This is a genomic window from Paenibacillus sp. CF095, assembly GCF_900101225.1.
Taxonomy (GTDB): Bacteria; Bacillota; Bacilli; order Paenibacillales; family Paenibacillaceae; genus Paenibacillus.
On the sequence record NZ_FMZN01000001.1, the window covers coordinates 2,493,170 to 2,505,546 of the forward strand.

General features: G+C 46.4%; 11 protein-coding genes. 1 reads left to right on the plus strand and 10 read right to left on the minus strand.

What is annotated here, in order from left to right:
* Positions 1 to 19: 19 nt before the first annotated feature.
* The 4 genes from BLS69_RS10655 to BLS69_RS10670 form a co-directional block, all read right to left on the minus strand.
* Positions 20 to 1,312, minus strand: a complete 1,293-nt coding sequence (locus tag BLS69_RS10655; protein WP_091031281.1) for an amidohydrolase — start codon at positions 1,310 to 1,312, stop codon at positions 20 to 22.
* A gap of 78 nt (positions 1,313 to 1,390) precedes the next feature.
* A complete protein-coding gene (locus BLS69_RS10660; protein WP_076214685.1) occupies positions 1,391 to 1,684 on the minus strand; it encodes a hypothetical protein in 294 nt (97 codons plus the stop codon).
* 74 nt (positions 1,685 to 1,758) lie between these two features.
* Positions 1,759 to 2,856 carry a saccharopine dehydrogenase family protein gene (locus BLS69_RS10665; protein WP_091031284.1) on the minus strand — a complete coding sequence of 366 codons (1,098 nt, stop codon included), beginning with the start codon at positions 2,854 to 2,856 and terminating at the stop codon, positions 1,759 to 1,761.
* Positions 2,840 to 3,547 (minus strand): class I SAM-dependent methyltransferase, encoded by a 708-nt coding sequence (locus BLS69_RS10670; RefSeq protein ID WP_091031286.1) that lies wholly within the window; start codon positions 3,545 to 3,547, stop codon positions 2,840 to 2,842. The genes BLS69_RS10665 and BLS69_RS10670 overlap by 17 nt, the downstream gene beginning before the upstream one ends.
* A 129-nt stretch (positions 3,548 to 3,676) precedes the next feature.
* Here BLS69_RS10670 and BLS69_RS10675 point away from each other — a divergent pair, with 129 nt between their 5' ends.
* Positions 3,677 to 4,792 carry a helix-turn-helix transcriptional regulator gene (locus BLS69_RS10675; RefSeq protein WP_176872669.1) on the plus strand — a complete coding sequence of 372 codons (1,116 nt, stop codon included), beginning with the start codon at positions 3,677 to 3,679 and terminating at the stop codon, positions 4,790 to 4,792.
* Positions 4,793 to 5,020: 228 nt separating this feature from the next.
* On the opposite strand, the gene BLS69_RS10680 is transcribed toward BLS69_RS10675, so the two are convergent.
* The 6 genes from BLS69_RS10680 to BLS69_RS10705 form a co-directional block, all read right to left on the minus strand.
* Complete coding sequence (locus BLS69_RS10680; protein ID WP_091031290.1) at positions 5,021 to 6,034, minus strand: FecCD family ABC transporter permease; 1,014 nt, start codon at positions 6,032 to 6,034, stop codon at positions 5,021 to 5,023.
* Entirely contained in the window at positions 6,031 to 7,056 is a 1,026-nt protein-coding gene (locus tag BLS69_RS10685; protein WP_091031293.1) for a FecCD family ABC transporter permease, read from the minus strand. The genes BLS69_RS10680 and BLS69_RS10685 overlap by 4 nt, the downstream gene beginning before the upstream one ends.
* A 117-nt stretch (positions 7,057 to 7,173) precedes the next feature.
* Positions 7,174 to 9,141, minus strand: a complete 1,968-nt coding sequence (locus BLS69_RS10690) for an AraC family transcriptional regulator (RefSeq protein WP_091031296.1) — start codon at positions 9,139 to 9,141, stop codon at positions 7,174 to 7,176.
* 289 nt (positions 9,142 to 9,430) lie between these two features.
* On the minus strand, positions 9,431 to 10,318 hold the full coding sequence (gene yidC, locus BLS69_RS10695) for a membrane protein insertase YidC (protein ID WP_091031298.1): 888 nt from the start codon (positions 10,316 to 10,318) through the stop codon (positions 9,431 to 9,433).
* Complete coding sequence (locus BLS69_RS10700; protein WP_176872672.1) at positions 10,255 to 10,605, minus strand: hypothetical protein; 351 nt, start codon at positions 10,603 to 10,605, stop codon at positions 10,255 to 10,257. Before BLS69_RS10700 ends, yidC begins: the two co-directional genes overlap by 64 nt.
* A gap of 92 nt (positions 10,606 to 10,697) precedes the next feature.
* Positions 10,698 to 12,317, minus strand: a complete 1,620-nt coding sequence (locus tag BLS69_RS10705; RefSeq protein ID WP_176872673.1) for a DUF4153 domain-containing protein — start codon at positions 12,315 to 12,317, stop codon at positions 10,698 to 10,700.
* Positions 12,318 to 12,377 lie beyond the last annotated feature (60 nt).

The window sequence follows — 12,377 nt, forward strand, 5'->3', positions numbered from 1 at the left end:
GGATCAGATTCACTTAAAATTAAATTCCTTCAACAATCCGTTTGGCTCTAACCTTCACCTCACGGTAAAGTTCATCCTCATCAATCGTCAGCAGTTTTCTGCCTCGCATGAGAATCTGACCATTCACAATCGTGGTGTCCACGTCCGCTCCATTTACGCTGTAAGCCAGTAACGATTCTACCTCATGTACCGGTTGAAGATGTGGTTTCGCCAGATCAATCAGGATCAGATCCGCTTTGTGCCCCACCTCAAGCATACCCACTTCATCCTGTAGACCAAGCAGACTAGCACTTCCGCGTGTAGCCATGCTTAGTACAACCTTGGCTGGCAAGCGAGTGGGATCGCCATAGTCCAGCTTTTGCAGCCAGGTGGCAGCTTTGATCTCCTCGAACATATCTACGGTTGTGGCACTTCCCGCTCCATCCGTTCCGATGCCTACGTTAATTCCCTGGGCCAACATCTCGGTAATTGGTGCAATTCCACATCCCAGCTTCAGATTGCTGACCGGATTGTGTGCTACACCACCTCGCATGCCATTCAATCTGCCGATGTCCCTGCGATTGAGATGTACACCGTGCGCAAGCAACACATGTGCCTGTTCGAACATACCCGCCTCTTCCAAATACTCAGTCGGTGTCATGCCATAGCGCTCACGAATCTTCACAACTTCTTCCTTTGTCTCTGCCAGATGAATATGCAGCGGAATATTCTCCGTGACAGCCATGGCAATGACTTCACGAAGCGGCTCTACAGGACATGTATAGGGTGAGTGGGGTCCATACATCGTTGTAATCCGCCCATCGGCCGCTCCAGACCAGCGTTGTACAAGATCGATCGCCTCCTGCAACCTGCGTCCCCCATCATCCTCCATGAATACCATCCCGCGTGTAAGCGATGCCCGCATACCTGTTTGCTTAACAACTTCCGCAATCTCATTCATATGGATATACATATCCGCAAAAGCAGTGGTACCCGAACGGATCATCTCGGCGATGGATAACTTGGCACCCCAATAGATGTCTTCCGGGTTCATCCGCGCCTCGGCAGGCAACATTTTGCGTTCAAGCCAGTCCATCAGCTTCAGATCATCCGAGAATCCCCGGAGCAGACTCATTGGTGTATGTTGGTGGGCATTAATCAGTCCTGGCATGGCAACCTTATTGCGTCCATCGATAATCTCATCTTGCGGTTGAGGCAAAATGTGATCAGTAATCTGCGTAATGCGATCTCCCTCAACACGAATATCCCCCGTAAAGGGGGCATCGGCATCTTTCATCGTTAGGATCGTAGCTTGCTGAATCAGTATACTCATTACATTCACAGCTCCTCTGAATTGGTTATGGTTCCTTCCATATCCGAGGGTAAGCCTTCACGTAACGGCAAGGTCAAGTCATTTTAATTTTTGAATTGTCATCTTTCTGAAACTTTGTATAAACGGTTTGGGGTCGATTTCGACCATATATGGATATACTCCTGTGCTTGTGTGCAAATAGAAAAATCCACCTTCGTCACCCATACGGCGAAATGACATATCAAACACTTCCGTGATGTTGAACTCGCGGTATTTGGTCACGATTTTATCTGAATACAGAATCATGGAACGGGCATTCATCTCAATCTCTTGGGCGAGACCCGTCACTTCTCTCTGTACTTTGTAATAAGGTAATACAGCAACGCAGTTCATGATCTCCCTCCATTCATGCCATGATTATTGTTCCATCATAGCAGATCGGCGGTTCCCAGCAAAAGAACATGTAACTAGGTGATCTTGGTCGTCACCTTTAGTGGCGTATGAAGTGCATCCTGAATGTCCTGCAAAGAGAGACACTGTTCAATATGAAATACACCATGTGGCATCTCTGTTTTATACACACGTTCTGCCACGGCTGCAGCTACTGCTGCTGTTGCATCTGCTTCCTTTGCGCCGACCAGTAGTTGTTCGACGCGGATTTGCTCACCATTTTCCCACCCTACGGCATCAACCTTGACTGCATACATCGGCTCTCCCCCAGGAATAAGGCCAAATGCCTTAACCGTTCCACTCCGAATAGACGGGATACGCAGCAACGAAAACAACCCTGCACGTTTGGAGATTGCCATGGATCTTGTGATCCAGCGGGAGTCCAGACAGAGTCTGGTAGATACGGTTGGAATACGTAACGTCCGAGCAACCACGTGCTGATCGGAAAAGTTAAATCGATAGGCCTTTCGGTTCCCCAGTTCCGCTCCAAAATCAATACATTTGCCATCTCCGAAACTTTGTACCTCAGCAGATTTGCCCTTTTGCATCACTTGGTAGGTGGCATTCATCTGATCAACGGTCCACTCCACGGCAGCTTTTCCGTGTTTCTCTCCAAGTCCCAGCATTACGGTAATGTCTGCTTCCTCCACCTGATCCATATGCATGGTCGCTTCACGTACAAGCAAATTAGTCACTCCGGGGGATAATCCAACGCTGAGTATCGCAGTCGATTTGGAACGTTGCATTTTGGTGTGCAGTTGTTCCACCTGGGCGAGAAAATCATATTTTGCAGAAATATCAATATAATCGGTTCCGGCTTGTGCACAGGCTTCAACAAACCGGGTATCGCTTTGGTCCACACACATGATGACCAGCTTCACTGGCCTTAACATAGATGGCTCTACAGGTCGTGTTACATCCAGTTGAAGCGGTAGTACAGCGCCACCTGTAGACCTGCTGAACTCTTCCGCACGGTTCATGCGTGTACCCGCAGCCCATACTTTACCCGGGAACAATTTCCCCAGTTGAGTACATATCATCTGTCCCACTTGACCATAACCACCAACCACCCAGATCTGATCTTTCATAGGCTTCACGTTAGTTTCGAATTGCATAATACCCCTCCACCCAGAACGCCCCGAAGTAACGTGTAATATGTGAGAAACCGCATTCGGTCAGTAGCTGAGTCATCTCTTCAGAGCATATCGGATCGGATTCACGGCCCAAGGAAGCAGCAAACCGTTCCCACTCTTCAGGATGCACGCCCACACTCAACATGTGATCCTTCCAGGCTTGCATCATGATTGGATGTGCAAGTGAACGAAGATCGGCATTTACAGCCGCAACAATCAATGGTGCACCCGGTTTAAGTCTCGCTGCGAGGCTGGTAAGAAACATTCTCTTGGCCTCCATCCCCTGAAGGAAATGTAACATGAGCATGCTTGTCGCCCCATCATATACGATATCCTCCGGCAATTCTTCAACCGTGACGGGTTGCAGCTTCACTCTGGAACCGATGCCTGCTTCCTCGACTCGTTTCTCAGCAAGTTGCAGCATGGGCAGTGAAGGATCAACACCGATCATTGTCCACTCCGTATGGCGTGAGCCAAGCAGAGCAATCTCTTTCCCCCCTCCCGCTCCGGCTACAAGTATATGAATATCGTTGTTATCCGCAAAAGATGCTGCGAGCAGCCGTTCCATTAGATCATGCATATGAGAATAACCCGGAATTTTCAGGGCTATCGATTGTTCGTAACGATGAACATCTGCCGTTTCCCAGCTCATCGTTGATGGATTGTGATTCATGGACACCGCACTCCTCTTGAATTGAAGTTAGACTTGACTCGTTGTTCGTCTAATTTCATTATAGAAGGATACGGCGAGCCTACAATCCCAGAACATTGGGATATGCGCGCAGAGAGAGGAGTAATTTTGTTGACATCACGTATTGATAGGAACCACAGACTTATCACTTCTCTTGAAAAAGGAACCTGGACCTCACGTACCTATCGGGAAGCTGTTCTCAAGCAGATCCATACGGTTGTACCTTACGACGCATACTGTTTTACCACCGTTGATCCTCTGACTCTTCTCTCCACAGGAGCCGTGACAGAAGATGGCATTGAGGCCATTCATGATCGGTTATTCGTCAATGAATACATGGAAGAAGATATACATAAATACGCTGAATTAATACGAAGCGGTGAACATACAGCTTTACTTCATGCATCCGTGAATGCACACCCTGAACAAAGCTCAAGGTACATCAACATTCTTCAGCCAGCTGGGTTTGGTGATGAACTGCGCGCTGTATTAGTCAGTGGAGACGCTTGTTGGGGATACCTGACGCTGTATCGCAAGAGTGAGAATTCTTTTTTTACAGAAGACGAACGGTTGCTGATTCAGACCTGGACCGCTTCTATTGCATCGATGCTGCGGTCCACGAGCCTGACACTGATCGATGAGATTACGAGTGACAGTCCCGAGGAACCCGGAATTTTGATCACCTCAGACACGTTCCAGCTCTTATCCCTGAACGCCTCCGCTCAATATTGGCTGTCCCAATTGCGCATGCTGGAACATGTAGGGCCTGATGTTCTGCCCCGTCCGGTACGTGCAGTGAGTTCCCACTTGCAACGCAAGAATCAGGCAGAACGGGCTGAAAATACTCAACTCACTCCTGACTCGCCCTCCAAAGTCTGTATCCAACTTCCGGATGGGCGTTACCTCCTACTTCATGCCAGTCTTATGCAACACCTCGCGGGACCGGATCAGATTGCCATCCGTTTGGAGCAGGCGATGCCGCAGGATTTGCTTCCCTTGCTCGCCGAGAGCCATGGATTATCCAGTCGAGAGCGGGAATTGCTCGGATATGTGCTCCGCAGCTATTCATCCAAAGAAATTGCTGCTGCGATGCATATTTCTGTCTACACCGTTCAGGATCATTTAAAATCCATTTTTGCCAAAACCAAGGTATCCTCACGTCGCGAGCTCATCTGGTATTTCGTTTCCCGTTTTCAGCTGTCGGAAAACCTGCCATATAAATCCTGAGTAATTTCCTAGTAATCCACTTGACTATCAAATGAGAAAAAATCAAAAGATGCCACTACGATATCCTCGTAATGGCATCTTTTTTTATATGCTATTGATTAAGAAGCATAGCGGTAGCAGGCTAGCTACGAACGTTGAACTTCATATCGTGCATTCTGCTTTTAAACGCAGCGTGCAGTTATCCCAACCCTTTTTCCACAAAATATCAAGACCATTTCATTGATTGTGTTATTTGGCTTTTGCTAGTAAATAAAGAAAATATGGAACACTAATGACTGTAATGACGATTCCTGTCGGCACATCTCCTACCAGGCTAACCGTGCGCGTAATCGTGTCAGCCAACACCACGACTAGTCCCCCGGCCAAGCTGGCAGCCGGAATGAGCAATTTATGATCGGGACCTACCAGTTTTCTGGCCATATGCGGAGCGATCAAGCCAACAAAAAAGAAGCTTCCCCCCACAGCTACACTTCCAGAGGATAAAGCAACAGCAGCGATTGACAATCCCAAAAACTGCCGATTTACGGAAACACCAAGCCCCTGTGCTGTCTGATTGCCCAGATGGAGGGCATTCAGTACGCGAGCCTTGTAAAAAATATAACCGATTAAGATCAAAACCCATGGTGTCAGTATGGAAATATAGCCCCAATCATCGCCCCATAGGCTCCCCGCGAGCCAATACAGCATGAAATTCATCTGCGAATCATCCAGCTTGAGTGTCAAGAAAGTCGTCAGCGCCCCATACCCGCTTCCTAGCGCGACCCCGGTCAAGATTAAACCGATTGGTGAGATGTCTCGTCCGCGGCGATACGATAATAAGAAGATCATTCCCGCCGCCAATAGTCCGCCAACAAAAGCCAACAGAGGCAGAGCAATGAAGGAACTCTTCCCTGTTGGTGCAATGAATACAACGAAGAACAGGACAAACAAACCCGATCCCGAACTAATTCCCAGTGTTCCCGGACTAGCCATGTCATTGCGCAGCAAACTCTGCATCACGACCCCCGCCGCTCCCATCCCCAGACCTACCAAGATCGAAAGTACAATTCGTGGCAAACGAAAATCAAACACAATCAGATTTTGCTTATCGGTACCGTTTCCTATGAGAACGTTCAGCACTTCTAACGGTGAAAGATTCATCTTGCCAGAATTCATGCTAATGATAGCAAACACAAGGATGAGCACCATAAGCACTGCATTGATGTTAATGCCTCGTTTCACCGTATAACGCCGCTTGGTCATTCGTATTCCCTCCTTTGTCTTCGAGCCAAGAAGAGAAAATACGGCACACCAATGATAGAAAATATAATGGCAATCGGCGTTTCGAACGGTTTATTGATCAAGCGTCCAGCCAAATCGGCCGATACGGTGAGCAACGCACCATATATTGCCGCTGCCGGAATAATGTATCGATAGTCGACACCTACCATATATCGCACAATATGCGGGGTGATCAGACCCACAAAACCAACCGGGCCAACCACAACAACAGCCAATCCAGTCAGCACAAGTACAATAATGGTCGACAAAATCTTGACCAGTCCGCTACGAATGCCGAGTCCACTTGCCACATCATCTCCCAAACTGAGCAATGTAACGGAAGGGGATAAGGCCAGTGCCAGCAGTATACCACCAACAAAGAGCGGTGAGATAATCAGCAATTCTCCCCATTTGACACCCGCTGTACTACCCGCCGTCCAGAATGTCAATGCTCTGCCCAGGTTATAATTGATCGCCAAATACTGACTGAGTGCGCCAAACAACATTGAAATAGATAGACCTGCCAGTACAAGCCGCTGTGGCGTCATTCCGCGATTGCCCAGTGATGCGGTAAAGTAAGTCATACCGGTGGCGATCGCTGCTCCCAGACAAGCGAACAACATCATCTGCCAATACGAATAACCCGGCAGAAAGGCCAGGCATAGTGCAATTGCAAATGCTGCGCCAGAGCTAATCCCCATGAGCCCGGAGTCGGCCAGCGGATTGCGCGTTGTCCCCTGCATGATAGCGCCACATACCGCAAGGCTGCACCCAACGATCAGATCAGCTACGGTACGCGGAAGACGCATGGTTTGAATAATTTGATGTTCAGTGCGCATTGGATCAAATCGGAAAATAGCCTCCCATACCGTTGCTAACCTCATATCAGCAGCACCAAACATAATCGATGCCGCCGACATGAGAACCGTTAATCCAAGCCCTACTACCATGTACATGGTGAAGTTCATCGCCCCACGGCGTTTTTGTTCAGGCTTGCTTTTCATCTCGTTTCCCTTTCATCACCTATTGACAATCCAAACGAATATGGATATTAACGTCCATAAATTCGACTGGTCATGTTTGAAAATTTGGAGTGCTCAATTAAAATTTCGTTCTAACTCTTATTTAGCTAATGCCAGCAATTGACTAACAATATAATCAATCAATGCACTGGAAGTCATTACGTCGGTGGACCAAGATAGCGAAGAATCTACCTTTACGATCCGATCATGTTGCACAGCAGGTATGGCATTCCACACTGCATTATCAGAAGCAACGTTTCCATCTCCTAAGAAGATCATATAATCCCCAGAGTAAGCGGGTAATACTTCCATGGAGACATCGCCCCAATATTTATCTGCATCGATAATATCCGTTTGGACTTTTGAAGGTGCCTGCAATTGAAGTTCATTGTAAACAAGCTCGCCAACGGCATGCTTGGCTCCAGCTATGTAGTTACTTTTATCACTGAATTCTCCAACCGTAATCGTCATATCGGAAAGGCCCGCATTCTGAAAGGCTAGCTTTGCTTCTTCGATTTTTCCGGTATAAGCATTCAAAACATCCTTAGCCTCTTCCTGTTTGTTCAAAACATCGCTAATAAATTGTATCCGCTCTTCTGTAGTCATATCACCATAGGGAACATAAATGGTCGGGGCAATTTTGGATAAATCATCATACGACTCATCACTCCATGCCAAAATGATAAGATCAGGCTCAAGCGTCATGATATCTTCCGGCTCCATGGCTACTTTTATGGAGTCTGTAATCTGGTTAGCATAAACAGGCTCTGTCTCTCCCCGTGCAGCTCTAGCCACACCTAAAGGAGTTACACCTAGAGCTACCACATCACCAACCAAATAATCGACTACAACTCGCTGAGGATTGTTAGGCACCTCAACATCACCCTTAACTGTGGTTATCGTTCTGGTCTGCGAGACTGCTTCCGAAGCTTTTGTCTCCGACCCTTCCTGTTGTGCCGTCTGCTGTGTCTGAGCAGGTGTTGTATTCGCCGTTCCCCCATTATTCGCTGGCGTCCCTGACGTACATGCTGTCAATAAGAGCATCATGCTTATCGCCGCCGCCAAAATCATTTCTTTACTTCTTAATGATCCAAACATCGTTGATTCCCCATCTCTATAAGACTTGACTAGACTCGCTAGTTCCCTCTCATCGTAAGGGAGATGAGAATCATTATCAATACCATCAACCTGCATGGATAGTGCGTTTATTTTCCGATAATCACTTGGTGTCATCTTGTAATGTTTCTTAAACATGCGGAACAGGTTTTTCTCATCTGCGAAACCAGCTCCAGTTGCGATTTCTTTAACCGTCGCTTCTGTATGTTTCAAGTCATGACAGGCAGCTTCAATCCTTCTCTGAATGAGATACTCCTGTAAGTTCATCCCTTCCCTTTTTTTGAACAACCGCGTTAATTGTCCACCACTGATCCCAAACATATCGGCAATTTGTTGAAACATAATCGGCTCCCTGTAATGTTTATCGAGATATATCTTGGCAGAACAGGCTGGATCTGGCTGGAGATACCGAATCTCACCACCCTCCAAATCCCTGTATACCTCATGAATCAATTGATATAGAAAACTTTTGGCCTGTAGTTGATCCATCGCCTTGCCACGTTTCCAGCCATTCATCATCCGTTGGAACCAATCGCGTAGCAAGATGGGATTACTTGGCGTATAACCAAACTGTTGAACAAATGGATTTACTTGCTCCAGTAATTGTTGCAAATGTTTCTTGAAAAAGAGAGGTGATTCTGCTCTATAAAACACCATAAAGGTCTTCACCATCTCCTCTTTAGGTGTAATACTGAGCAGGCTCCCCTTCCCGCCGTGAACTAAACCAAAGCGTTCCATTGCAAATGTGGTTTCATTCAGTTGGATTTGCGCTTCTCCCCCATATGCATAGATAAACATGCTACTAGGCATTTTATATTGCTCCAACGGGTATTGTGACGCTACATTCTGAAAGCGTACATCTATTAATGTAATGATCGAGCGTGTCCAGATACTGGCCATCATATCAATCATCTCCGGTGTAAATCCCTGTCTTGCTTCTTCCTCTTGCATCTATCCGCGCTCCTCGTTTCACTTTTTCCATTGTATACATCACTCAATAATTGATATTGATTATCAATATCATATTTGATCAGGTAAGTATATCATCATTAAGTGATATTGGGGAACAGGCAGTAGACGTTATGCTTTTCATCCGCTTTCGTAAAAAAAACTAGAAAGGAACACCTGAGAGTACAAAAAGAAGCCTGATCCATATGGATCAGGCTTCTTCATTATGTTCTTTGTGTTCAGCAAGTTTCCGTAATCACCATGTTTCCGCAGCCAACTGCGACCAACTTTATTAAGACTTTGCAGGTTTCCTAGAAGGTTTGGATGAACTCGATTTTTTATTCTTTTTCTTACTTACTTCCACAACCACTGGCTCCTGTGGATGTTCCACCGGGTACATTTTGCGGAACAATAATGTCTGTAGTACCAGGAATGAACCCCCAACTGTCCAGTAGAGCGGCATCGCTGCTGGAGCTGTAAGAGAAAAGAATGCCATCATCAATGGGGAAAGATATCCCATGATGGCGAACTGTTTTCGCTGCTCAGGCGCCATATTGGCTTGTGATACCTTGGCTTGAATCAGATATATGACCGCGACCACCACAGCGAGTACATAGTCCGGCGCTCCCAGTTTGAACCACAGGAACGAGTGGGAGGACAACTCCGGTGTAAGTCGGATGGCTGTGTAAATACCGGACAGGATAGGCAACTGAATGAGCATTGGCAAGCAACCAATGTTCAGCGGATTGAACTTATGTTTCTTGTATAGCTCCATCGTTTCCTGAGACAGCTTTTGCTTATCAGCAGGGTCATTTTTGCCTTCATACTTTTTCTTGAGCGCATCCATTTCAGGTTTCATGGCGTTCATGATGACTCGTGTTCCTTGCTGGGACTTGGCTTGACGCATCATCAATGGCAACAGTGCTAATCGAATGACCAGCGTGATTACAATAATTGCGACCCCGTAACTTCCATTAAATATGGTGGCAATATGCTGAATCAGATACGACAGTGGAAATACAACATAGTGGTTAAAAAATCCCGGTGTCGATGAAGTAATCTCCGACACGTTGTTGCTGCATCCGGCAAGCAGCATGACTGCAAACAAAATGGCAATCAGGCCATAGATCCGTCCCTTGCCCGATCTAAAAGTGAATCCCTTGTTAGTCTTATGTTCCATATATATCCTCCTCGTTGATTTGTTGACCAATCGTTCAACGAGGAATGACAATCTGGTTCATCTTCATCGGGCGCTTCTCTTCGTCTAATCATGCGGCTCCAGTCTTCCTGTCTATGCTGTCTGTCCAAACATAAGGCGGGAAGTACAGGTTCAAGTCCACCACCGGCGCCACCTTCCATCCAGTACTCTGTCATGCCACAGTGAAGATGGGCAATATAGGCATAACTGACGGTGAAGATGAGTCCAATCGAGAATAAATATGGTAATAACTCCTGCAGTTCAAACAAGGGATTCACCCCCTTTATAGGTTAGTTTTTATATTATAACACTTACATATTGTTTTTGCATAAATCCGTACGTGAAAACAACTACTATTCAGCTATTCCGTTCTCAATTTGGACATTTCTAGCTCAGCTCGGTGTCTTGCCACGTTATAAGAAGGCCAAGAACGATCTGATGAATCCACGTCCAGGTATGCTTGACGTTCCAGCATTTCCCTCTTGAGATCCGGGTACTCCTCCTGAGCAAACTCTCGAAGTAACGGAACTGCATCTGCCGACAGACTTGCCAGATAGGTTGCATCAATATTGCCAGTCTGATGATAACGTTCAATATTCAGCGCGGCAATCCGATGATCCATGCCCACATAGTTGACTGCAACATATGCAGTGAGCGCAAGCACAATATACCAGCGGATCAGCGGTATTGACGTGTAGCGTATACGAAGGCCAGCAATCAGTAACAGGAGTGCGAGGAAGATCATGAAGGCGTGTACCAGGAAGCGGATGTACGTATATCCATATGCCTGCTCATACAGATTAAGGCGCATAAACGCGGAATACAACATAATTGCTGAACAACTGACCAGAATCAGGAGAAGTACCTGATGCACGATGGAACCCGCTTTGCCACTCGAACGGGTATACTGCAAAGCAACAATAAGAATAAAGAAGTTAATACCTGTGACGAGAATTAACTCTGCGAATCCACTTCTCGCATAGTCTGCGTAAGACAGATCTACCGGAAGATGCCCCTCTCCTGCACCAAACAGATACGAAAACTGTACAAGTACAAACAAAACGTACACACAGTTAATGACAATCAGCATCGTCCCCACAATGATGGGGTCCAATCTGAATGGTTCCCGATGAACCGGAGTGCGTTCGGGCTCGGGTGTAATCTTATTTGTAACCTTACCTTCAGTGGCCGGGTCCACAGGAGAGAATATATAGGTGTGATCACGCTTATCAACCGTGGATGCTGCTCCATTTTTCCAATGTGCGTTCTCTCTCTTCTCTGCCTCATATTGCATTGGCTGTACAAATCCCCATACATAACCGAACAGCACTACACCCACAATGACAATCCAGATGATTCTTGGTATCCCTGGAGTAAAAGCCAGCTGATTCAACCACTCCGGAAAACCGGCTAAATATTGATCAAAGACCCCGTCAGCAGAGGACAGTAATGCAACGACTACAATGAGGATAGGCAAGGACGCCACAAGACCAATTAGCACTTTGAAAACAACTGTTTTCTGTGATTTGCCCATGCCACGCCCGCCTGCTCTCACAGCAATGGCAGCAATAGTCCCCCAATGACGTATGGCTTGAGGCAGCAAATGGTCAATAGCCGTACCAATCAAACCGATCTCCCACCACTGCTTCTGTTTTCTGCCCATCAGATACGTCATATGTAAGATAACTACGCCAGGTATAACCAGAAAATTAAGAACATACAGCAGTTCATTGTCGTATAACAGGAACGTTAGCGACAACAATAGCACTACAGCCGCTACAAAAGCATCAATGAACTTGAAAGACCTCATGCGGTCCCGTGCAAACAGATACATGAACACATAAAAGAGAATTACAAAAATAGGATACGATACTCCAATCTCATTACCATAGAATAAATACTGATGAATGATTGCCAGCATCCATGCAGACAATAGCGTGATTAGAGCACGTTGCGGTGAAGCCATTATTTTATCAATCATGGGAATAACCTCCATTAACCTTTCTATGCTATATTCTAGATGATAAAATAGGAATATAAA